We start from the raw sequence: 20,418 nt of genomic DNA on the forward strand, positions 1-20,418 counted from the left end.
TATTCAATACCTGCCTCTGAACTTACAAATAGCTTGCCAACTTTTTTTGACGCTAAACTCAGCATATTAAATGCGTTATTAATACTAAAATAAAAAAGCCAGCTAAATAGCAGCTGGCTTTGTCATCATGAATCTTTTCGTTCAAACCTTAGAACGTATACTTCACGCCTACCTTAATTCGCCATGTAGATTGCTCTTCATCAAACGAGTCATAGTTGCTGGTGTCTGTGCCGCCGTATGCCTCAGAATAAACATATTGGCCCGCATCGTTGATGTCGTAATCAAACAGTATTTGCTGCGGATACGTCATTTCATACACGTTACCCCAGTCACTGTTTAACAGGTTCGCAAAGTTATCGATATTCAAATAAATACGACCTTTGTGGCCTTCAACAAATCCTGGAATTTCTTGCGAAATAGCTAAATCTACTGTGGTGATCCAAGGTTGAGTGGACGAGTACTTTCCAACGTATCCGCCAGCGGCACCCGCTACACCTGCTTGCTCAGCAATCGCCATAATTTCGTCGTAGCTAAGGCCATTGTCGAAATCAACGGCAGCATCGTTGGCGCCTGATGGAATATAAGGAAGGTACACATCTGAATCATCAAACGCAGTTTGATCGCCCAAACCGCCGCTTTGATATGAACCGAGTACCCAAGAGAAAGGCTGACCAGAGCGACGTTCAAAGAATAGATTGAAGTTAGTGCTGTAACCCTCAAAATACTCGTGAGTGTAACCAAGGTTCACTAAAAAACGGTGTTTGGTTTCATAGTACGCGGTGCCCACGGTAGGGTCGTTACGATTAACCGTAACTTCATACTGATAGTTAGATTCTGCCGTTGAGCTTGTACCTGGGTTAACCTCAGTAATATCTTGGTGGGTATAGGATGTATTTAGGCTTATACCGTTATTCCATTGTTTAGCCAACGCAGTGGTAAACAGAATGCTACGGCCGCCGTCATCCGAGTTGGTTAATTGAATATCATAGTTGTCTTCATATTCAGTACCATCGTAAACATTGTCCCAGATAATACGGCCATCTGGGGTACTGTTACCATTATCGATACGCGATAAGTCTTCCCAATAAGCCGCATTTTGGCGGTCTACGTAGGTTAACTCAGTCGTCCACGCGAAGTTGTCGCCCAAGGTAGGTATATCAAAGGTGTAGTCGGCCGCAATTTGATAGCGCCAATCAGAGGGCAGTTCAAAGTCTGGATCGATTGAGTTCGTGCTTCCCGCACCTTGCATTAGCGCACTTTGGGCTTCTGTAGGAACTGATGTGAAGTCTACCGAGCTTGCATCAAGGCTAGAAAAGGTTACTGAGTCGTTGGTTACACCATCGGTGGTGTAAGCGTTAGATATCCAAACCAGTGGCATACCACCGTAGAAGCGGCCAGCACCACCACGAAGGGTTAAGTCGTCGTTGATATCCCAATTAAAGCTTACGCGAGGAAGGAAAATATCGAAGCCATCGAGGTTTTCAGTATTTGCAAAGCCATAGGTGCTAGCGAAGTTGCTGTTTAGTTGTGGTGAGTCTTCAACGGTAAGGTACTCGTAGCGAAGGCCTGCGGTTACCGTAAAGTCGTCAAACACTTCATAAGTAGCATCACCGTAAAGTGAGTAAACCGTACTTTCAACGTTATAGGCAAGGTCTTGAACATTATTTGTATACGCGTTGGCATATTCGAAATAAGAAATTTCCTGATTGGCGAATGCCTCAGTATCATCAAAATACCAGGTGCCTAAAGAATCACGACCATACAGGTTGTAGTTCCACGTGTTTTCTATTTCAGTACCAAACTTATATTCGATATCGCCAGCTAGGTAAGTAGCATGCAATGCAAAGTTCCACACTTCGTTTTCAAGCACATTTGCATGGCGGTTTTCATCTACGCCTGCTACTACGGTATAGCCACTCTCTGTACCCGTGGCAGTATCAATGTTGATTTCACCCCAATCAGAAGCCGTGACAGAGGCTTGTTCAAACTCTTTATATGAAAGGCTAACTTCTGTTTGAAGGTTATTTGTCCAGTCAGAATAGACATGGGCAGTGTAGTAAGTATTTTTTTGCGCCAACGTCCAGGTATTCGAAGTTAATAAAATAGTATCTGAATCTTCGTTGTAGTTTTGTGCCGCGGTATTTTCCTGATAGCTGTAGGTGAAATCGGCGCGGTGGTCGTTGTTGATGTTCCAGTCTAATTTAATCAGGTATTTTTCATCTTCGTCTGCATCAGGCGCGCCCGCGATTGAATCTTCAAGGCCGTATGTATCGCTAAGGGCAGTAATCACGTCTTCTGCTGCGGTAACTAACTCCGAAGGGTAGGCTGAAGAATTAAAGCCAGTATCGATTTCTTCTTCCCACTTTTCATAAGAGCCGAAAAAGAAAAGCTTATCTTCAATTAACGGGCCGCCTAACGTAAAGCCGTAGGACGATTCATCGTTATCTACATCGTATTCTGTGTCGTAGAGTTTGGTATCTTTTGCGGTGCCAGAGAAAGGCACTTCTTCATAGAATGCCGTACCGTGAAATTCATTGGTACCTGATTTGGTCACCACGTTCACGTTACCACCGCCAAATTTACCTGCGCGGGCGGTAAAGGGCGTAAACTCAACAGACACTTGGGCAATAGCATCTAAAGACACTGGGGGGCGTGACGTAGGGTAGCCGTTACTTTGTAGGCCGAAGGTGTCGTTAACGCCTACGCCATCAACAGTAAAGGTATTATATTTCGGGTTAGAGCCGGCAATACTTAATTCTTCACCGTCGGCACTTACCACCGCTAACGGGTTTGAACGAACAATATCTTTTATATCTCGGTTGAAGGTAGGCATATTTTCAATAGCCGACTCACCAAATACTGAATTTGAACCGTTGTTTGAGAAAAAGTCGCGGCTACCGGTTACCGTTACACGCTCTATATCAGAAGTAGATTCAAGGGCAGTATCAAGTTCGAATGTGTCATTCAGTTCTAAATATACATCTTCGATAACACGGCTTTGGAACTTTTGTGACTCTACGATAATCATATAAGGGCCACCAACACGTAAACCCCGTGCTGAGAATGCGCCTTCTTCATTTACAGTGATTTCTTTTACCGTTCCTGAAGGTTGATGAATAATAGTAATTGAACTGCCTGCTGCGGGATTACCTTGAGGGCCTAGTATGGTGCCGCGCATAGCTGATGATTGACCAGTGGCTGCAACGGCTGTTGTTGCAACGCCAATAGACAAAGCCACAGCCATCGCAATGCGATTGAACTGAGTTTTATGGTTCATGAATTTCCCGTTCTAAGTAAAGTTTGGTTTAAGTGCTCAGCTAGCCACGCATGCTTATTTGGGCATGTCGTATTACTGTTGCCTGAGGTAGCGCAATTGTTGGCTATTTTTATTTCATCTTTATTTCATTTGTGTAAATCTGAACTTACATAACTCTATGAAATAAAACATTATTTGAGCTTTTATGAGGATGTTAAGGCAAGGGCTTTTACGTGTTTTTACACGTTTTACGTGTGCTTACGTAAATGTAGCCTGTAGATGTGTATGTGAAAGAGGTTAGCAATAGAGACAAGGGGACTGTTTAAAATAGTAGCGCAGCGGCGCGCAAGTGAATAGTATCGTAGGAGTAAGATATTCTTGGGAAGAATTTTAATACAGATAAGAAATTCAAAGAAGAAATGGTGGCCCCACCCTGACTTGAACAGGGGACCTGCCGATTATGAGTCGGATGCTCTAACCAACTGAGCTATGGGGCCATATTTAAAATCGCTTGCTTGAAAACGTGAAACGTATCAATGAAAAGCGAGCGCAAGTATAAGCAGTTTTATTTGCCTTGTCACGCCTAGGGTTAGGCTTTGTGAACAGTTTGCTTTATTTTTGTTCAGCTTTACCTGCATTTGTGATGAATTTGCATTGTTATCGCCTTCTTTACCTTGCGCGGCCACCTCAATCCTTGACGAGCCAGCCTTATTAGCCTCACTATGATCCTTAGCAACGGGTCGTTTATTAGTTATAACCTCTGGGCGAAGGGGTTAACGCCATTATACGGGCGCCCTTGCACCTTAAATTCAAACAGGAAGTACAGATAGAAATGAAAATGCACGGGCGTTTAGGTGTCATATTAGCGGTTATTTTAGGGTTGTCGGGCTGCGACAAGCTGAGCATGAGTGAACGAGAAGTGGGCGAGATCCCATTTACGCTTACGGGTATCGAAAATAGCGCATGCCCATTAATGGTAAAAGTAGGCCCTACAAAATGGCAACTAGATTACTTTGGCTTCTACTTAACCAAACCTGAAGTGCGTATTGACGGTAAATGGCAGCGAGTATCATTTAAGCAAACGCAGTGGCAAACCCAATCTACTGCCTTATTAAAGTTCCATACGTTATGTAGCGCGCCACAAAATGCTAATAATAAAATCATTCTAGATGTATCGGAAGGTCTATTAAAACTGGCGACCAACCTTAGGTTCACAATGGGGCTTCCCTTTGATGTAAACCACACCGACCCTCTAGCTCAAGCATCACCGTTAAATGATACCAGCATGTTTTTAAACAAACAGTCGGGGCATCGTTTCTTACGCCTGGATTTATCTCACGCGGGGGCTAACGATAAACAGTGGCAGTATCATTTGGGCAGTGCTAATTGTGAGTCTGAATCCGCTGATGCAGCGCCTGAAGCATCTTGTGCCTTTACTAACAGGGTAGAATTCATTTTACCGATGACACAGCTCGATAGCGAACTGGCACTTGAGATTTCGGTTTCAAATATACTCGCTCAGATCGACCTTTTAGAGGCTGATAGCTGTGAATTTGGAAGCCCTGAAGCACAACCATGCAAGCAATTGCTACGTAACTTACTGAATAGACCATGGATAAAATGGGATTAGGCTCGCGCTAAGGGCGTATTATAGACTTTCGGATAGTAGAGAGGCTGCGGCTCGCGGGTCATAATAATAGCCGACGTATGGTTTAAGTAGGAATTAATCATGCTAAATAGTATTTTTTAATCAATGATAGATGCTTTTATACGCGCGAACGTGAATTTATGCTTATACTTTAAGCGGAGATAATAACCTATCGCCAATAGGTTATGCTGTGCACATAGTGTCAAAATTTGCTATCTTAATAAAAATAAATGATTCCTGAACAAGGCGAACTGGCGCGGAGAGAAGAATGACAGAGAAGGCCTTCCTGATAAGCGGTAGAAATACCATTATCCATAAAATTCGAAAGTTAGATTTGTTAGTAACGAATGGCGACGAACATCCGCCCATTATCGTTACTTATAAAGGCATCAAGCAGTATGAAGGGAAAATCCCCGACAATAAGCGTGATGCTAAAATGATGGATATGGAACTTGTTGATATTACGACAAGCGATGTGTTTGGCGATGAAAAAACCTTAGTGTTTATTCAAACCCTAAATGGGAAAGAATATAAAATCGATTACACAAAAATCGGTACCAGTATGTTCATCAAAATCCATCAAGATAGCATTTTCTAGTTATTATAAATTATGTGGGGTCAGCAAACCTGTCCCCAGTTATCTGCTAGCTGCGTATTAAACCCTGCTATTGGCCGTGCTTCTCCTTTAAGTTGCACATAGCGCTGTTCAAATATTGAAAATCGACAAATATCTACTGGCGTAACCTCTGATGCGTTAACGCTATTTATGATACCTGCAGTTTCCAGCCCTTCGGCAATTAACTCGGAACAAAACCAACTACTGAAGTCTTCTTGGTTGTAGCTAATACTTCCTAAAATGGGGTGGCTATCTAACGCGTCTACAGCGGAACCGAAAAGCTGTAGTACGTCATAGGCCTTGCCTTCTTGATCAAACATAAAATTAAAAAAGTCACGTTTGTTTTGCTCGAACATATCGCGAGCAGATTCACCTAATGGTAGCCACCACATGTCGCCGTCGTAGGTATGCACCCGTTCACTTAAGCGGTTAGTCATCACGCCTTTTTTACCATCATAGACGGTGGCTTCCATAACTTGATTAAAGTACCGACCTGACGCTTCGTCACGCATTTTGGTTTGCATAACAATAGCAATGTGAGTTACGGCTGAGCGGGTGGTTAACTTTGTCCATCGAGAGAAAAGGCTGTTTCCGCCAAAAGCGATAATATCGCCTGGACGCATTTGTTCTCTAATGTGATGGTATTTTTGCTGCTCTAACATGATTAACTCCTTGTCTAATGACTGAGTGATTTGTATCAAAGTATGTGTAACCTGCGACCAGTAAGCGTTTTAGTATGGTTAATTATCGGCTTCTATCGGCCGTTTATCGCTTGGTCTCACGTAACAGAGTTTTAACCTTTTTATAGCGCGAATGTCATATTTTTTCACTAGTTTATGCACGCGAAGACAAAAGTAGTTGTCGACGCATCATTTAACTACTCTCATTTGAGGAAATTGATATGGATATGTCACGCCACGTTAGATTACCCGCTTTGTTTGGTTTTGGAATCACACTTGCGTTGTCTGCAAGTCTAGCCAATGCAAATGGGTATCCTGAAAGTACTGAAAAAGACCTTGTAGCAGTTTGCGAAGCGATAAAAGATGATAATCGCTTAGCATTGCATAAAGCAGTAAAACGCAGTCGTATTAGTTATAGAAATTTGCACAAAGGATTAGTGTGTAACGGCGAAGATATGCTGTCTTTCGCTCAGTCACACAACGCGACGTCAACAGGCGACTATCTTGCTCGCAAAGTAAAAGCTGATAAATCAGTCTTAACGGCGAAACGTTAACGGCAACTAAATCAGACTTTATGATTGAATTTTAAATCCCTGGATTTGGAGCTACTGATTTTCAGTAGCTCTTTTTTATTTAAACAGGGGAGCAAACTATCAAATTCATGCGTAATTCCTTTACGCTCTAATCTTTTAAGTACCACCCTTTTAAGTACCAACCTTTTAGGCTTGAGCCCTTTGCACATAATCTGCCTATTTTCTGTTTCCTTCTCTCTATTTCCTTCTCCATTTAGCTTGGAAAGAAAAACGTCGATAAAGACCAATGTCTTACTAGCGTCATATTCGTTCAGCCGATAGACTGTTTTCGCTAAGAATTAAGTGCTTTGTCTACTAACTTACTGGGTTTTCAGGAGAACAAGAAGTGTAATGGTTAAACTACGACAATGGATAACCGGCGCGATATTAGTACTTGGATGTTATTACCTTGGTACGTGGCTGTCTTCTTCAACAGGTTTACCACTGCCTGGTGCGCTTACTGGCTTGCTCATTCTTTTAGCCGTGCTTTTTATCGCCCCTAAGACCGAACCTCTTGTGGCACGTGCCGCTTCTCCTTTACTCAGTCACATGTCGGTATTGTTTGTACCTGCTGTTCTTGGCGTTAGCGCATATTGGAAGGAAATAGCAGAAAACGGGTGGGCCATTGGTATCGCGATAGTTATCACTACCTGCATAAGTTTAGGGATTAGCGCTAAAATAGCAGAAAAGCTTCTTGCCTCACGCCATACGCGCGCTTCGCAAGTGCCTTTTGACAAAAGTGAAGGCAAACAAGTCACTGGTCAAAAGGCAGTGAAAAAAATGGTGAGAAAGGGAAGTGACAATGATTGAAGCTATTAAATATGCCACTACGCTTTCGGGTGTGGCGTGGCTTGCAATTACGTTACTTTTTTATTGGATTGGGTTAACCATAAACCGAAAATATTACCGTTACCCGATTTCTCACCCACTTATTTTTACGGCGCTAAGTGTGGGAGTGCTCGTGTATTTGTCCAATACTGCTATGACCCATTATCAGCAATCTGCTGGTTTGCTACATTGGTTGTTAGGCCCTGTCACCGTTGCGTTGGCACTGCCTATTTATCGACAATGGCAACGATTGCGTCACTATGGTTTACCCTTGCTGTTAAGTATAGTGGCTGGCGGTATTGTAGCGCCTATTTTGGCTTGGGCTGCTCTGTGGGTATTTAACTCGCCAATTAGTATTCAACTTACTATGTTAGCCAAATCTATTACTACGCCTCTGGCCATGGAAGCATCGGCTCACATAGGTGGAATTCCTGCCCTTGCCGCAGTGTTTGTTATTACTACCGGTGTAGTAGGCGCCATTGCCGCTACAAGTGTTTTTCGTATTTTTAAGGTAACCGATACGCAATCTCAAGGTGTTGCACTTGGCACGGTTGCTCATGCAGTAGGAACCGCAAAATCGCTACATATGGGCGATGAAGTGGCAGCCATGGCAACGCTAGGTTTGTGTGTTAATGGCATATTTACCGCTATTATTTTGCCATTAATATTTAGTTTTCTCTCACCATCTCTTTAATTTTGACTACAATGGATAAAAAGCATTTCATTCGAAAGTGCTATTGTTAGTTTCGACGTGTCACGTCAATATATGAACCGTCAAAATTTATCGCTTCAGTTCGAAGTATTAACGCCGATACAGTGTTGATTACAACGCATTGTAATTTTCACTATTATCAAAAAGCTAGGTGGTAAGATTATTCAATGTTTTCTGTACTCGTCTGTGACGACTCGTTAGTCGCTCGAAAACAAGTTGCCAAATGTTTGCCTCAGGACTGGGAAGTTGCTGTGCATTTTGCAAAGAATGGGCAGGAAGCACTCGTTGCACTCAAAGAAGGTAAAGGCGACTTACTGCTACTTGATTTGAACATGCCCATACTCGATGGCTATGGCACGTTAGAAGCAATTAAAGCGGAAGGCTTGTCGACTAAGGTCATTGTCATTTCAGGTGATATTCAACCTGAAGCTTACGATAGAGTAACGGCCTTGGGGGCATTGGATTTCATTCGTAAGCCCGTATCACCTCAAACCCTTGCTGAAGTGCTCGATAAATTTGACATATTGCACAGCGAGCCAGAGCCCATTGTTGAGGCTGCGCCGTTAGACCCAGATATTCGTGACTGTTACCAAGAAATAACGAATATCGCCATGGGGCAAGCCGGTGATCACTTAGCCCGCATCATGAACGTGTTCGTTCGACTTCCTATTCCTAATGTAAACCTTATTGAAGTATCTGAATTACATATGATGCTTTCAGATATTGAAAGTCATGAGCAAGTTACCGCTGTGTGTCAGGGTTTTCTAGGGCCGGGCATCAGTGGTGAAGCAATTTGCATTTTAAGTGACTCGAGCTTTGAAGATGTGGCAAAAATTCTCAATGTAGAAGGCGAAGTGGATGATCAGCTACAGCTAGAACTATTAATGGATGCGGCCAGTATTCTTATCGGTACATGCCTTACAGGCCTAGCAGTGCAAATGGATGTTAACTTCAGCCAAGGTCATCCCATTGTTTTAGGGCAGCACCGAGCTATTACTGAAATTATCAGTATGAATCAGATTAGATGGAAACGAACCCTCGCCATCGAGCTAAGCTATGGCTTAGAAGGTTACAATGTTCAATGTGATTTGATTTTGTTATTTACCGAAGAGTCGATGAAAATGATGAATTCGAAACTTGCCCACCTGTTGGAGGACTTCTAATGAGCCAACAATTGGATGATATACTCGAATTCCATTGGATGATGGACATGCTTCAAACGGTTGATGTAGGCATTGTTGTGCTAAATCGACAGTTTAAAATTCAAGTCTGGAACGGCTTCATGGAAAGTCATAGTGGCATGTTGCCTAGTGACGTTCGTGATAAATCGCTTTTTGACTTATTCCCTACCATTAAAGAAGACTGGTTTACGCAAAAGTCTAAACCGGTATTTGATCTAAAAACCAGAGCATTTATGACCTGGGAACAGCGCCCATATTTATTTAAGTTTCCTAACTACCGGCCGATTACAGGTAGTGAGTCATTTATGTATCAAAACATCACACTGTCGCCATTAATATCGGCTACAGGAAACGTTGAATACATCAGTATGATGATTTACGACATGACAGATGTTGCGGTGGGTAAAAAGCAACTTGAAGCCATACAGGTGCATATGACGGAAGCACAAGAGCGTAATCAGCTCGCCCGCTAGTATTCACTTATATCGCCACAAGTAACTTGCGAAGCACCCCCCCCATCTAATATTCGAGCTAACCGACACGTGGCAGCAGTTCTACGTGTTGCCGGAGTCACTATGCCAACGTTTTTCCAGTTTTTACTATCACCCTTGTTATTGCCAGTAGAGGCGAAAGCAAAAGCTGTCTCTACCACAAAGCATTTCATTTTAGTCGCTACGGTATTTGCGTTAGCTGCGTGTGGCGGCGGAGGCGGTGATTCAGATGGGAGCAGTGGCTCTAGCTCCAGTGACCTTGTGATTAACGCCGGTGACGATGCAACGGTGACCGAGGGCGCAAGTTATTCCTTGAGTGCGGTAGTGAGTGGTGGGAATGAAGAATATACTTATCGCTGGTCGGCATCGCCTTCACTGACTATCACCCACGAAGACACTAGCGATTCTGCTGCTAGCTTTGAAGCACCAAGCGTATCAAGTGCCACTGAATATACTATTACCGTAACGGTTAACGACACGGGGGGCAACGAAGCCAGTGACTTAACCATTATAACCGTGGTGCCGATTAATATTGCTCCAGAAGCAATTATTGATGTGCCCGAGTGGGATGGTTTAGACGCAAATAATTTCCCTGGCGGCGTAGAAGTTATTTTTGATGGCAGTAGCAGTACCGATGACGACGCTACAGACGAGAGCGCCTCCATCTCTGATTATAGCTGGACGCAAACCGACGGCACTAACGTTATTACGGGGGAAGAAACCAATTTATCAACCCTCACCATAGTGACGCCTATTGCAAATGATGCGCAAACCTTGAGTTTCGAACTAACCGTAACCGACAGTGAAGGCACTACCGACACAGAATCTGTGACTATTTTTGTGCAGTCAGAGTCAGATACGCTACCGGTAGTTGACGCAGGGTCTTCACAAGGCGTATTCAGCGGTGAGACTATTGTACTTGATGGCGATGCTAGCACCAGTATTCCAGGCGCATTACCCCTGACTTACGGTTGGGAGCGCAGCAATAACGTCTCTTCAATAACCTTACCTGCTAATGCGGCAGACGCAGCAACCTTAAGTCAAAACGTAGATATACAAGCAATCGATGATGAAGATGACTTATCGACGTTTGCCATCGCGCCTGCGGTAACTGAATATACTGTAGTGGCTTACACATTAACCGTGACCGATGCCAACGGTAATCAAGTAGAAGATACCATTAATGTGGGTGTACGCCCCATGCCGACTCCTTTAATGAATGATACTGGCGTGTTGCAGCAAGCAACTGATAATGCGCTTACTGAAGCGCAACAAAACGAGTGGCCAGGTCAAGATGGTCAACGAGGCGCAGATATTGTTGAACAAAATGGATTAATTGAGAAAGCCGGAAGAGGTAAAGCGGGCTTCGATTATACCCGCTTAAATGCCAATGGTGATGAACAGGATGCCGATGCAGATACGTGGTCATGCGTACGCGACAACGTAACGGGTTTAGTGTGGGAGGTTAAAACCGACGACGGTACACTGCAAGATAAAGACTACACCTATTCATGGTATAGCGACGATGTAAATGGCGGCTATGAAGGTGATTTAAGCGGCAGCGATACAGTTTGTTCACTGACCAACTGTAACACACAAGCTTATGTGACAGCGCTTAACGCTCAAGGGTTATGCGGTTTTTACGATTGGCGTATGCCCACCCACCAAGAGCTTTTCTCGCTTATGCATTTAGGTATCTCTGATAGCATGACCATTGACGAAGACTACTTTCCGTATACTGGCGTACTTTCGGCAAATCCAGTGTGGTACTGGACTTCTGTACCTAGCGCCGACGGTGTAAACAGTGATGATGCACAAAATGCATGGGCGCTGGATTTCGACTCTGGGGTAGATAACTTTTTAAATAAATCCTCGGCGGCAAAAGTACGCTTAGTAAGAGCGGGGAGATAACCATGAAAACATTAGCACCTTTATTAGCACCGATAGCAGCATCGTTGATGTTAGTTTCTACGACTCTTTCGGCACAAACCTGTTTGTCCGATGGGCTTGAAACCACACCTGATGAAGACTTTACCACTATCACCAGTAGTACGGTGTTGCATGAGCCTACCGACTTAGTGTGGGAGCGGTGTGCAGAAGGGCAAACTTGGGACGGAAGTACGTGTGATGGCGAAGCGGTGAAATATACTTGGCAGCAAGCATTGCAACTTGCGCAAGCGGCCAGTGATGAAGACTTATTAGGTTGGCGACTTCCTAACGTAAAGGAACTTGCCACCATTGTTGAGCGTGACTGTGTACGTCCCGCTGTAAACAGCACTATGTTCCCAGAAACGCCGCCAGATGACTTTTGGACATCTACCCCTTCGGTTGATGACCCCGATAGGGCATGGGTAGTGGCTTTCTTCAATGCGAGCCATTCAATTAAAGAGAAAGATCGCTTTATTTACGTAAGATTGGTGCGAACGTACACAAACGATTAGCGAATATGCACAAACCTTCAATTTATACTTTAGGCTAATGCTAAGGTTGTGTGGTAGGAAATGTGAAAGCGCGCACTTATAATGCGCGCTTTTCTTATTGCTAGCAGGCATCCATGTTTACCCTGATACTTCACCCTGATTTTTCGCAGTTTAGACTCATGTCACCTTCCTATTTGCGTGCAAGCTAGCCACAATAGTCTCATGAAATATTTTGAGCGCCTTTTACTAGGCATTATAAGCACCGTGCTATTTGTTGGGGGAATTAAACCAGCCTCGGCAGAAATTACGTGCAACATTGATTTTGCGTATGGCTTAGCGGTTAACGACACTCAACTTCGCGTTATGGAAAAGTCTCGCACGCGGGTGCAAATTAATGATCAAACTCAGCTTTTTATCGATGGCCGTTGGCAAACCCTTACCGCTGAGCAAAGCGAGTGGTTAGGTGAGTATGCACATGGCTTGCATTATGTAGTGCCCAAAATGATAGTTTTGGCTACTGAGGGTGTCGACCTGGCAGTAGATACTATTGAAAGTGTTTACCTGGGCTTAGTAGGAAGCGACCACGATAGCTACGAGCGCTTAAACAGCGCCATGAAGCGAGTGAAGGTAAGGGTTAAAGATAAGTTTAGGCACGCCAGTAATCACTATTTTATTGGCCCAGGATCGTTAGAAAGTGTGGATGATTTTGTTGATAGTGAAATTGAAGCCCAATTGGAAGAGGCTATTTCCACCTCGGTAGGTGGCATCTTGTCGGCTATTAGTGGTATTAATACCAACAGCGATGAAGTGAACAGCGAGAAAGTGGCTGAAATTACCCGTCAATTAGGCACGGTAGGCGAGCAGCTTGAAAGAGATATGAACAGTAAAGCGACCAGCCTACGAAATAAAGCAGAGTGGATTTGTAACAAGCTAAAACGATTAGATGTTGCTGAAGAAAAGCTTCGCGCTTCAATTCCTGCACTGCAACCGTATAATCTGATTACTTCCCATTCTCCAGAAGAAACTGAGTAGTAGCTAGCTTTGCACTAATCTCTGATAATTCAAGCCAACCAATCTCAATACCACCTATACGAAGCAAGACAGCAAAGTATTCAGGTAACGTCTGCCTTTGGCGGTTACCTGCCAATGGGTATCGGTGATTTCCAGCAGTCCTTTTGCCTGTGCGTCATCCAATGCATCTTGATATTCTTTCGTTAATTCAACACCGGTTAGTGCAGTGTAATCCTCAATAGGGCAGGGCTCTACCAATCTAAAGCGGTTCATGAAGAATTCAAAAGGTAAGTCTTCTGCCGATACCTGAGTTTCAGTATCCAAATAAGGACGGCTTATTTCCATATAGCCACGAGGGTGCTTAATTTTAACCGTGCGCGTAATCGTGCCCGTGGTGATATCCGTAATCTTACCGTGTGCACCGCAGCCTATTCCTAAGTAATCCCCAAAGCGCCAGTAGTTAAGGTTATGCTGGCACTGATGCCCCGCTTTTGCATAAGCAGAAATCTCATATTGCTCGTAACCTGCGGCCTTCAAACGGGCATGCCCTTGTTCTTGAATGTCCCACAAAATATCATCATCGGGTAATTCAGGAGGGCGTGAATAAAAGGGCGTATTAGGCTCAATCGTTAACTGATACCACGACAAATGATAGGGTGATAACGCCAGCGCTTTGTCTACATCAGACATAGCATTTTCAACGCTTTGCTCGGGTAAGCCGTGCATCAAATCTAGGTTAAATGTGGGTAGCCCAGCGCTGTGCGCTTGATTAATCGCTTCTATGGCTTGGGTATCGTCATGAATGCGGCCAAGTACCTTTAAGTGGGCTGGCTGAAAGCTTTGTATACCTACTGAAATACGGTTAATACCCGCTTGATAGAAGCCAGCGAAACGGCCACTTTCCACCGTGCCAGGGTTGGCTTCCATAGTAATCTCAGCATTATCTGCCAAGTTCACGCGCTCGCGAATACCTTCAATTAGGTCGCTAATCGCTTCGGCTGAAAATAAGCTAGGTGTGCCACCGCCTATGAAAATAGTTTCAACGGTTCTATCGCCTATGCGCTTAGCATCTATGGCTAAGTCATCAAGCAGATGGGCGACATACTCTTTTTCGGGCAATGCCGACTTTAAGCCGTGTGAATTAAAATCGCAATATGGGCATTTTTGTACGCACCAAGGAATATGCACATACAAACTTAATGGAGGATTACGCAAAGGTGTTTCTCATCGTTTCTAATAATATAGCCAAGGCATTTCCACGATGACTAATACGGTTCTTTTCAGCTTTATCTAACTGCGCAGCAGTGCAGTTGTGCGATGGCACGTTAAACACAGGGTCGTAGCCAAAGCCGCCATCGCCTTCACGGGCATTAAGAATTTCACCTTCCCACTTACCTTGGCTAACGAGTGGCACTGGGTCACCTGCGTGACGCATGAATACCAGTGTGCAAAAGAAGTGGGCTTTGCGGTTATCAGAACCTACTAACTCACTTAAAAGCTTGTCGATATTGTCACTGTCGGTAGCATTATCGCCAGCAAAACGGGCTGAATAAATACCAGGAGCGCCGCCAAGGGCGTCGACCACTAAGCCCGAATCGTCAGCAATAGCCGGTAACCCAGTTACCTCGGCAGCATGTCGCGCTTTAATAATGGCGTTTTCAACAAAGGTAGTGCCCGTTTCAGGCACGTCTTCCACGCCCAATTCTTTTTGCGCGATGACATCTACACCATAGTCGGCAAACAAGCTGGTGAACTCACGTACCTTGCCCTGATTAACAGACGCAAGCACTATCTTTTGAGGAAAAGTCATAAAAATACCTTAACAAATTTAATTTTTGGCTAGTTTGCTGATGTAGTAAACCTAGAGTTCATTGTTGCCGGACGATAACTAGCGCGGTCAAGTAGGTGTGTTGGCTGCGTAGCAACCCCTCCGCCGCAGGGATGCGGCGGCGGAGCATACAGGGACGTATTTACCGCGTGTTTGCGGAGCAGCTAACACACCTGATTGGCCGCGCCAAGCTTGCCATCGCCAAGCTTGCCATCACCAATCTCGTCATCAATTAGCACGCAAAAGGCCGCATCACTTATCCCCGCATCAATTCAACGCGTTAGCGCTTCTTCGTGCGATTCTTAATTTTTGGTTTCGCTTTGGACTTGGCTTTTGCTTTGTCTTTCGCCGTTAGCTTTTTCTTTCTTGGGCCAATTTTTGGTGCTTTATTTTGCGGACGAAGTTCTGCAATAACCCGGGCTTTGATTGGTTCTTCGGTGTAGCGCGCTGCTTTGGTGATAAATTCAAAGTCGTGGGCTTCTATCAAAGATATTGCAGTGCCTTTGGCGCCAGCACGGCCGGTACGGCCAATACGGTGAACATAAACGTCGGCTTTACGTGGCATATCGAAGTTAATAACATGGCTAACTTCAGGTACATCAATGCCTCGCGCGGCTACGTCGGTAGCTAAGAGTACCGGCACTTCGCCACTTTTAAAGCGCGTTAAGGCAGCCATACGTTTATCTTGTGGCATTTCGCCTTGTAACCAGCACACCATAATATCTTGCGATGCTAAATAGTCTTTAAGCATTTGCAGGCGTTCGCGGGTTTTAACGAATACAACCGTGGTAGTCGCTTGTTCTTTTAATATATGAACGAGCAATGCCTTTTTATGGTTTAAGTCATCAGCTAAGTGATACCACTGGTGAATTTTGTTCTTTTCTTTGCGTGATGGAAAGGCTTCAATCACTTCAGGATTTTGCAGAATGTCTTTGGCAAACTGACTTACACCGCCGCCTTCCAATGTGGCAGAAAATAGCATGTTCTGTTTGCGCCAGCGTGCTTCACTCGCAATCTGGTTCACAATAGTGCGAAAACCCATGTCTAGCATACGATCGGCTTCATCAAGAATAAGGCACTCGATGTCACGACAATCGGCCATTTCATTTTGAATATGCTCAAATAGACGCCCTGGCGTCGCCACCAAAATATCGATGCTTTGGCTAAGGGTTTCTCTGTCGGTACCGTAGTTAATGCCACCGGTGATCACGCCGCTAACAATGTCAGTGTGCTTGGTTAACTCTACGGCTTGTTCATACACCTGTAGCGCAAGTTCGCGGGTAGGGGTAAGAATAAGAATGCGAGTTGAACCTGGCTGCTTACGCGGGTAGTCGAGTAAAAACTGACAAACCGGCAACAAAAACGCCGCGGTTTTACCCGTGCCAGTAGGCGCAGACGCTAAAATATCGCGCCCGTCCATTGCATGAGGGATAACCAAAGATTGTACGCTGGTGGGGCTCTCGTAGCCCATATCCGCCACCGCGTGGCAGAGTTCTTCGTCTAATTCGAGATCTTCGAAAGTCATAGTATAAAAACGCTCATATTGAATGGGGCGTATTGTAGCATTTATGGTACAAAACGTAGAAAAAAAACACGTAATAGGTAATTTACCGACGTGTTTTGTGTGAGCTCTTTATACATGCCCTTATAAATGCTCATTTTTAAAACGTACTTGCCAGTGCGCCTTATTAAAGTAGCGCGCTTATTTTTTCCAATTTAGCGTTGTTCAGGGCTTCACGAATTTCTGGGCCTTTAAATCCTTGAGCAATAATGTGCTGAACATCCACGGCATTGGCTGCCACTAAGGCTTGAGTTATCAACGCTTCGCGCTCTGGCCAATGTAATGAACTCATAGCGCCGGCCAGCGCTGAATCAGAGGGTTGCATTGCAATTGGTTGCAGGGCATTAAGAAAAAGCCTAAAGCGCTCTGGTCGTCGCCATGCATCGGTTTTATTAAACACTGTTAACAGCGTGTCGGCGTCTAGTTTGTCGCAATTAAGAAGTGATGTTTTATGCGCGCTTACCATTTCAGCAATGTCGCTTACCGTATTTTGCACTTTTAATCGTTTACACAGTAGCTGAACGTCATTGAGTGATAAGCCTGAACAAAGCGCGGCAAAACGAACTTCTATTGGCGCAGACGGACTGGCGTCTTGTTCTTGTGGTTGAGTGTGCGCTTGCTTTTGAATTTGTTTGAGTGCTTGAATGCCTGCAACAAAGGTGCTTTCAGACTGGCTAAGTTCTGCAAACCAGTCGTCTAAGGCATTACACGCTTTTAAAGTTTTGAAAAATACCTCGGGCGTGGCTTCAAGTAAACTTCGCTTGGTTTCTTGCCATACTCTCTCTGCACTTAGGCTGGTTAATTCACCAGACTTGGCCATGTCGGTCATCAGGCTTAGGGTTTCTTCAGCAATGGTGAATCCTAAGTAGGCATAGCGGGTGGCGAAACGGGCAACGCGAAATACCCGCAGAGGGTCTTCACTGAACGCTTCAGAAACATGACGAAGTACTTTATCTTGTAAATCTTGTTGGCCATGATAAGGGTCAATAAGTTCGCCGTCTTGATCTCGGGCAATGGCATTTACCGTTAAGTCGCGGCGTTTTAAATCCTCTTCCAACGTAACCGACGCAGAAGCATCGCACTCAAAGCCTGTATAACCGCTGCCCATTTTACGTTCGGTACGGGCAAGTGCGTATTCTTCTGAGGTTTTGGGGTGTAAAAATACAGGAAAGTCTTTACCGACTTGCGTGAAGCCTTTAGCTAGCATTTGCGCTGGTGTTGCTCCTACCACAACATAATCTCGTTCGGTAACGGTTCTTCCCAAAAGGGTGTCGCGTACCGCGCCGCCAACTAAATAAACCTGCATGTAACCTCTATTTTAAAATTTAACTCAGCCAGTAGTTATTATTACAGAAGCAGATTGTATAAGCACACTTTGACTTCTGTTCACGCTCTGGTAGTTTAAATCGCGTTTTCAACTTCAACAGCGAATACCATGTATTTGAATTACTTTGGGTTAAGCGATAATCCGTTTTCAATCGCACCAAACCCCGATTACCTCTATATGAGCCCGCGGCATAAAGAGGCGTTAGCTCACCTTACTTTTGGGCTAAGTGAAAGTGGCGGTTTTGTTATGCTTACCGGCGAGGTAGGTACAGGGAAAACCACGGTTTCTCGTAAGTTATTGCAACAATTGCCGGATAACACCCAAGTAGCAATGATACTAAACCCAACGCTTTCAGCGCTGGAGTTGCTCGCCACGGTATGCGATGAACTTGGTTTACCGTACCAAGAAGAGAAAGCCAGCTTAAAATACTTCACCGATTTAATTTTATCTAAATTGGCAGAAAATCACCAACAGGGCATGAATACGGTGTTGATGGTTGATGAAGCGCAACATTTATTGCCTGAAGTGTTGGAGCAGTTGCGGTTACTCACGAATCTAGAAACTAACCGCGAAAAGCTACTAAAAGTGGTATTAATTGGCCAGCCTGAATTACAGCAACTATTGAAGCGTAACGAGCTAAGACAGCTCGCTCAGCGTATTACTGCGCGCTATCATTTACTGCCCCTTACCGCCCCGGAAGTTAGTGCTTACATAGCGCATAGGCTAAGTGTCGCGCACGGTGATGTAAGTATTTTTAGCAAATCTACCTTGCGGGCAGTGCATCAAATCACCGGTGGTATTCCAAGAGTTATAAACTTGCTTTGCGATAGGGCATTAACGCTTTCTTTCACCAAACAACATGCCGTAGTGCAAAAGCCTATTTTCCTTGCTGCAGCACAGCAAATTCTTGGTGAAGATGTGGTCAGCCAGCGTATACAGGGTAACCGCAAATGGTGGCTTGCAAGCGCATTTATAGTGGCTGTGTTTTGTGGCTATGGCCTAGGGAGTTTATATGTCTAATATTCTTAGTATTAGTGACCTAAAGCCCGGTATGGTGATTGTTAGAATTACGCAACAGAATGGCCCGGTTAAAATTCGAAAATCCGGCTTGGTCTCGAGTGATGCTATGGTGGAAGGCTTAGCAGAAATGGGGGTTCAGGAAATAGAAATAGATCCTGATCAAACCGTAGAGATTGCGCCTGCAGCTACAGCTGGCGTAGGACATCGAACGCAAACCCAAGCGCTATTACGTGGCCAGCACGATACCAGCGCAAAGTTCGACAAAACGCTATCTGACCAATTTAATCGCAGTTTGTTTTTGCCTACCGTGCAAGGGTTGCCTTCCATGTGGAAGGTATATGGTAAAGAGCTGGCGACTTACTCAGCGATTGTTGCAGGTGGTTTATGCTTAGGGTTTCTGATTGCCACGCGAGGGGAGTGGTGGCCTACCGTTACCGCGTCGGTTGTGGAATCTATTCGACCTGAAGCTTCAAACACCACTGGTATCTCGAAGCAAGGCTCCCAAGCGCTTGCACAAGCCCCTTCACAGTTACCTGTGCAAGTGAACGGTCAAGGCAGCGAACAAGGGGCTGAACAAACAACAGCGCCTGAAACTACGCCACTCATAGTGCCCAATGCATCTGAGCAAGTATCAACGACTAGCGATAATTTACCTTCTGAAAATATCGCTTCGCAAGAAGATGGTTCAGATCGCATAGCGCAAGCCTCTAATACCAACCCAAATTCGCAGTCACAGCCAAGCCAAGCACGGACGGGAAGCCAAGCACGGACGAAAGACCAGACGCGGTCGGGAAATCAAAATGACGCTGATGATACCTTCGATTTAGCCGCGGCTGAGGAAGAAGGGCGGGTGCTTAATTCTCAAGGTAACCAAGGTGACAACAAGATTGAAGTATCGCCAGAACTGTTAGCGCGTTTTAATCAAGCGGTGGCAGCGCTGGATACTCAAGCTGAGAACAATGATTTTGAGCCGGAAACGAAAGTAACGGTACGAGATAATATTCAGCGTGTTGATCAGTTGCCTGTACGGCTATTAACGCGGTTGCCCTCTATGAATTTCAGTGCGCATATGTACGCATCACGACCAGATGATCGTTGGGTGCGGGTGAATGGCATACAAATGAGTGAAGGTGATTGGATTGACGACAAAGTGCAAATTGTTAATATTGAAGCGCAGCAAGTGGTGCTAGGTTTTGAAGAAGAACTCTTCACCATGGCGGCGCTTACTGACTGGTAGTAAAGGCGCTAGGCATTGGGTATTAAGGTG

General features: G+C 44.7%; 18 protein-coding genes and 1 tRNA gene. 12 read left to right on the forward strand and 7 right to left on the reverse strand.

Annotated features, from left to right (window positions below; genetic code table 11):
• Positions 1-148: 148 nt before the first annotated feature.
• Both ALT761_RS04095 and ALT761_RS04100 read right to left on the reverse strand, forming a co-directional pair.
• Positions 149-3,277, reverse strand: a complete 3,129-nt coding sequence (locus ALT761_RS04095) for a TonB-dependent receptor (RefSeq protein WP_129736762.1) — start codon at positions 3,275-3,277, stop codon at positions 149-151.
• A 399-nt stretch (positions 3,278-3,676) separates the two neighbouring features.
• Positions 3,677-3,753: transfer RNA gene (locus tag ALT761_RS04100), tRNA-Ile, on the reverse strand.
• Positions 3,754-4,088: 335 nt separating this feature from the next.
• On the opposite strand from ALT761_RS04100, the gene ALT761_RS04105 reads away from it, so the two are divergent.
• Together ALT761_RS04105 and ALT761_RS04110 are read left to right on the forward strand one after the other, a co-directional pair.
• A complete protein-coding gene (locus ALT761_RS04105; RefSeq protein WP_129736764.1) occupies positions 4,089-4,886 on the forward strand; it encodes an MbnP family protein in 798 nt (265 codons plus the stop codon).
• A 286-nt stretch (positions 4,887-5,172) separates the two neighbouring features.
• Complete coding sequence (locus tag ALT761_RS04110; RefSeq protein ID WP_129736766.1) at positions 5,173-5,502, forward strand: hypothetical protein; 330 nt, start codon at positions 5,173-5,175, stop codon at positions 5,500-5,502.
• A gap of 20 nt (positions 5,503-5,522) precedes the next feature.
• Here the strand turns inward: ALT761_RS04110 and ALT761_RS04115 are convergent, their stop codons facing one another.
• Positions 5,523-6,182, reverse strand: a complete 660-nt coding sequence (locus ALT761_RS04115) for a hypothetical protein (protein ID WP_129736768.1) — start codon at positions 6,180-6,182, stop codon at positions 5,523-5,525.
• Positions 6,183-6,421: 239 nt separating this feature from the next.
• Between ALT761_RS04115 and ALT761_RS04120 the strand changes: the two genes are divergently transcribed.
• The 8 genes from ALT761_RS04120 (at position 6,422) to ALT761_RS04155 (ending at position 13,436) form a co-directional block, all read left to right on the forward strand.
• Positions 6,422-6,754, forward strand: coding sequence for a DUF3718 domain-containing protein (locus tag ALT761_RS04120; RefSeq protein WP_129736770.1), 333 nt, complete (start codon positions 6,422-6,424; stop codon positions 6,752-6,754).
• A 369-nt stretch (positions 6,755-7,123) separates the two neighbouring features.
• Entirely contained in the window at positions 7,124-7,582 is a 459-nt protein-coding gene (locus ALT761_RS04125; RefSeq protein WP_129736772.1) for a CidA/LrgA family protein, read from the forward strand.
• Positions 7,575-8,294, forward strand: coding sequence for an LrgB family protein (locus ALT761_RS04130; RefSeq protein ID WP_129736774.1), 720 nt, complete (start codon positions 7,575-7,577; stop codon positions 8,292-8,294). The genes ALT761_RS04125 and ALT761_RS04130 overlap by 8 nt, the downstream gene beginning before the upstream one ends.
• 185 nt (positions 8,295-8,479) lie before the next feature.
• On the forward strand, positions 8,480-9,475 hold the full coding sequence (locus tag ALT761_RS04135; protein WP_129736776.1) for a response regulator: 996 nt from the start codon (positions 8,480-8,482) through the stop codon (positions 9,473-9,475).
• Positions 9,475-9,966, forward strand: coding sequence for a PAS domain-containing protein (locus ALT761_RS04140; RefSeq protein ID WP_013785262.1), 492 nt, complete (start codon positions 9,475-9,477; stop codon positions 9,964-9,966). Before ALT761_RS04135 ends, ALT761_RS04140 begins: the two co-directional genes overlap by 1 nt.
• A 102-nt stretch (positions 9,967-10,068) precedes the next feature.
• The gene (locus ALT761_RS04145; protein ID WP_129736778.1) at positions 10,069-11,895 is read left to right on the forward strand and encodes an Lcl C-terminal domain-containing protein; all 1,827 of its coding nucleotides are present in this window, start codon (positions 10,069-10,071) and stop codon (positions 11,893-11,895) included.
• A gap of 2 nt (positions 11,896-11,897) precedes the next feature.
• Complete coding sequence (locus tag ALT761_RS04150; RefSeq protein WP_129736780.1) at positions 11,898-12,425, forward strand: Lcl C-terminal domain-containing protein; 528 nt, start codon at positions 11,898-11,900, stop codon at positions 12,423-12,425.
• A gap of 201 nt (positions 12,426-12,626) precedes the next feature.
• On the forward strand, positions 12,627-13,436 hold the full coding sequence (locus tag ALT761_RS04155) for a YggN family protein (protein ID WP_129736782.1): 810 nt from the start codon (positions 12,627-12,629) through the stop codon (positions 13,434-13,436).
• A 54-nt stretch (positions 13,437-13,490) separates the two neighbouring features.
• Here ALT761_RS04155 and hemW read toward each other — a convergent pair whose 3' ends face one another.
• The 4 genes from hemW to ALT761_RS04175 all read right to left on the reverse strand — a co-directional run bounded on the left by hemW (position 13,491) and on the right by ALT761_RS04175 (position 18,110).
• Complete coding sequence (hemW, locus tag ALT761_RS04160; protein WP_129736784.1) at positions 13,491-14,630, reverse strand: radical SAM family heme chaperone HemW; 1,140 nt, start codon at positions 14,628-14,630, stop codon at positions 13,491-13,493.
• Positions 14,623-15,225: an RdgB/HAM1 family non-canonical purine NTP pyrophosphatase gene (gene rdgB / locus ALT761_RS04165; RefSeq protein ID WP_129736786.1), complete on the reverse strand. Its 603-nt coding sequence runs from the start codon at positions 15,223-15,225 to the stop codon at positions 14,623-14,625. Before rdgB ends, hemW begins: the two co-directional genes overlap by 8 nt.
• Positions 15,226-15,523: 298 nt before the next feature.
• Positions 15,524-16,768, reverse strand: coding sequence for an ATP-dependent RNA helicase SrmB (srmB, locus tag ALT761_RS04170; RefSeq protein WP_126872056.1), 1,245 nt, complete (start codon positions 16,766-16,768; stop codon positions 15,524-15,526).
• A 163-nt stretch (positions 16,769-16,931) separates the two neighbouring features.
• On the reverse strand, positions 16,932-18,110 hold the full coding sequence (locus ALT761_RS04175) for a multifunctional CCA addition/repair protein (protein WP_129736788.1): 1,179 nt from the start codon (positions 18,108-18,110) through the stop codon (positions 16,932-16,934).
• Positions 18,111-18,239: 129 nt separating this feature from the next.
• Here ALT761_RS04175 and ALT761_RS04180 point away from each other — a divergent pair, with 129 nt between their 5' ends.
• Together ALT761_RS04180 and ALT761_RS04185 are read left to right on the forward strand one after the other, a co-directional pair.
• Positions 18,240-19,151, forward strand: a complete 912-nt coding sequence (locus ALT761_RS04180) for an ExeA family protein (RefSeq protein WP_129736790.1) — start codon at positions 18,240-18,242, stop codon at positions 19,149-19,151.
• A complete protein-coding gene (locus ALT761_RS04185; protein WP_129736792.1) occupies positions 19,144-20,388 on the forward strand; it encodes a general secretion pathway protein GspB in 1,245 nt (414 codons plus the stop codon). Before ALT761_RS04180 ends, ALT761_RS04185 begins: the two co-directional genes overlap by 8 nt.
• Positions 20,389-20,418: the final 30 nt, after the last annotated feature.

It is taken from the genome of Alteromonas sp. 76-1, from assembly GCF_900654235.1.
Classification (GTDB): domain Bacteria; phylum Pseudomonadota; class Gammaproteobacteria; order Enterobacterales; family Alteromonadaceae; genus Alteromonas; species Alteromonas naphthalenivorans.